Below are 3,053 nucleotides of genomic sequence, written 5' to 3' on the forward strand. Positions count from 1 at the left end.
TCAAGATTAGATTTCCCATAGCGTAAGCTAGTAAGACCCCTGAAAGACTATCAGGTTGATAGGTTGGAGGTGTAAGTACAGTAATGTATTCAGCTGACCAATACTAATAGGTCGAGGGCTTGATCAATAAGTTTAATTCACTGTGCAATTTTGAAAGAATATAAATATTTTTTCGAAAAAAGTGTTGACAAGTAGATATAAACTCGATATAATTTATATCTGTAGTGAGTAGTTGTGAAATAAAAACAACTAATCTGGTGGTTATGGCTTGAAGGTAACACCCGTTCCCATTCCGAACACGAAGGTTAAGCTTCAAAGCGCCGATGGTACTGCACTGGAGACGGTGTGGAAGAGTAGGTCGTCGCCAGGTAAGATGGATCTTTAGCTCAGTTGGTTAGAGCAACCGGCTCATAACCGGTAGGTCCGGGGTTCGAGTCCCTGAAGGTCCACCATATGGGGGTATAGCTCAGTTGGGAGAGCACCTGCCTTGCACGCAGGGGGTNAAAAAAGACAGTCTTGTAGAAGACTGTCTTTTTTAATATTTATACATAAATATATGGAAGTCTCCAACCCTCTACAAGTGGGAAGACGAATAGTATCATTTTCTGAATTCTTAAGCTCTTGTTTGCATTTCTCCCTTTTTCTGTAAGAACTATTAGCTGCACTATCAATCATTCTCTCAATTAGATTTTACATTATTGTTTCAATTGTTTTTTCGGTTTTAAATTTATATCTATATTTTTCGTATCGTTATTTTGACACAACTTTTCGTCTAAATTTTCTAACATACTTCTTTATCGTCTTATTCTGGAGCATTTTATAAGTATTATAATGAACAATAGCCTTAAATTGAAGATTTAGTTCCTGCTATAATTAGTGCCTCTAATACTTTTTAATAGAGAGGTTGGAATGACATTGATAGCGTGGATAAACTTGTTCGGTTAGGAATATTAACCATCTTCCACAAGTGGCGATAGTTAACAAGCTAAAATCAGTCTCATTTTTCAGTATAGTAAGTTATTCACGTACAACAGTATAGATTTTGAATATCTGTTTAACATGGAGATAATAGAATTTCTTGATTTCAGTCAGTTAAAATTCATGTGGAGTAAAAACCTAACATAAATTAATTTTCAATTTATATTCAGAACTTTAGAACTTGAAAAGTTTTTAGGGCGGTAGCCCGTTGGTTTATAATGATTTGTAAATATTTAATAGAACTCTAGTAAAATCCGATTTTTACTGGAAATTATAGAAATAGATAACTACAATATAAAAGCATCCTTTTTATAATGGTTTTGCGACAAACTCAAAAGAAAAGGATGCTTAAAGATGAATAAAAGTTATTTAAAACGAATACTCACCTATATTAATAAGGCATATGATATAGGTGAAAAAATCAATACCTTAAAAGATAAAAGAGTAAAATCTCCAGTAAAAATTTCAACAATTACTTTTGTTGTGCTATTTAGATTTATGCTTCAAATAAGAAGTTTCAATAGATTAAACCATTGGCTTAAAAAGAACAAGTTTAAAAAAGTATTACCTATGAATACTAAAACACCTGGCATTGACGCTGTTAGGCGGTGTTTAAGTGATTTTGATTTGAATGGTTTGAAAGATATTCATAAAGACATAATAAAAACTACTATAAAAAATAAAGTATTTAGGAATGGTACTATAGATAGTTTAAAAGTAGTTGCTATAGATGGGGTAGAGCTATTTGAAAGTACTAAAAAATGTTGTAATGACTGTCTTACAAGGACTGATAAAAACAGTACTACTCATTATTTTCATAGGTCAGTAGTTTGTGCCACTGTGGGTTCTGATCCACATATAATTTTAGGACAAGAAATGCTTGAACCAAAACAAGATGCTTCAGATAAAGACGAAGGTGAAATTACAGGTGGTAAAAGACTAATTAAAAAGTTATATAAAGAGTATCATCATTTTGCAGATGTCATAGTAGCTGATACTTTATATTGTAAATCTACTTGGATTAAAGAAGTTCTTTCCATAGGAATTGATGCAGTAGTAGGAGCGAAAGATGAAAGACTTCATATTGCAAAAGATGCATTAGCTTTGTTTAAATGTCGTGAGGCTAATAAAGAATGGAACATAAAACAAGGGAATAAAAAATATACAAAAGTTAAAGCTTGGGATGAAGCTAATTTTGAAATGTCAGATTCGTCTATTAAAGTTAGATTTATAAAATTTATAGAAGAAGTTCATAACGGAGATAAAATAGAACTTAAAGAAGGATGGATTATAACAACAGATAAATTTACTTCAGTAGAAACTTTATGGAAAATAATGCATAAGAGATGAAAGATTTACTATAGAAGATGAATGGAATAACCCACTATTTGTAAAGGCTTAATTTTAAAATAAAACTGGAAATTTACTGTTGAAATTTCTTAGGGTAGGGGTAAGTGTAACTTGCAGGCTTACCAGACCTTCAAACAAGTGTCCAAAAATAAAATTCCAGTAAAAATAAATTTTTCACTGGAATTTTGATGCTAAAGCTCTGATTTATATTTAGTATGTTTGCTTGAAAAAATTAATTGTTTATTAGTAGCTTTTAAAATAAGCAATTAAAATGTAGAATGTTAGTAAAAAATAATGATTATGAAGTATAAAAAAGATTTATTTGATATTAAATAGTTTGTTTGATTTTTGTCTGTTTTTTAAAGAAAGAGGACTAATTATAAAGCTAATAAGGTGTTAATAGGAATAAGAAATAAAGTATTTAAACAAGGGTAAAAGCTAGGAAAATTCAGAGGTTTAGCAGGTAAAACATTATTGCTAAAGAAAAATAAAAATAATCTTTTAAAAAAGTTTACCGAAAAGTGTTGACAAACATTCTAAAACAGTATAAAATAGTTTTTGTCGTCAAGAACGACACAAACGAAAGAAACACAAACTGTGGTCTTTGAAAATTAAACAGAAGTAAGATAACAAAGTCAGTCAATTCAAACATGAGTAATAGATTAAACTTTTAAATTGAGAGTTTGATCCTGGCTCAGGACGAACGCTGGCGGCGTGCCTAACAC

Annotated in this window: 1 protein-coding gene, 2 tRNA genes and 2 rRNA genes; all 5 read left to right on the forward strand. The window is 30.8% G+C overall.

Annotated features, from left to right (window positions below; translation table 11 throughout):
• Positions 1-127: ribosomal RNA gene (locus tag OIO11_RS06235) — 23S ribosomal RNA — on the forward strand; the annotation flags it as partial.
• A 126-nt stretch (positions 128-253) separates the two neighbouring features.
• A 5S ribosomal RNA gene (gene rrf / locus OIO11_RS06240) occupies positions 254-370 on the forward strand.
• Positions 371-375: 5 nt separating this feature from the next.
• A tRNA-Ile gene (locus OIO11_RS06245) sits at positions 376-452 on the forward strand.
• Positions 453-457: 5 nt separating this feature from the next.
• Positions 458-545 (forward strand) — tRNA-Ala (locus OIO11_RS06250).
• Between the two features lie 787 nt (positions 546-1,332).
• Positions 1,333-2,328: a transposase gene (locus OIO11_RS06255; protein WP_268070583.1), complete on the forward strand. Its 996-nt coding sequence runs from the start codon at positions 1,333-1,335 to the stop codon at positions 2,326-2,328.
• Positions 2,329-3,053 lie beyond the last annotated feature (725 nt).

It is taken from the genome of Clostridium sp. ZS2-4, assembly GCF_026719745.1.
Taxonomy (GTDB): Bacteria; Bacillota; Clostridia; order Clostridiales; family Clostridiaceae; genus Clostridium_H.

Excerpts from the sequence above, each read along its gene's own strand:
- OIO11_RS06255 (WP_268070583.1), top strand. The coding sequence starts at position 1,333 with ATGAATAAAAGTTATTTAAAACGAATACTCACCTATATTAATAAGGCA.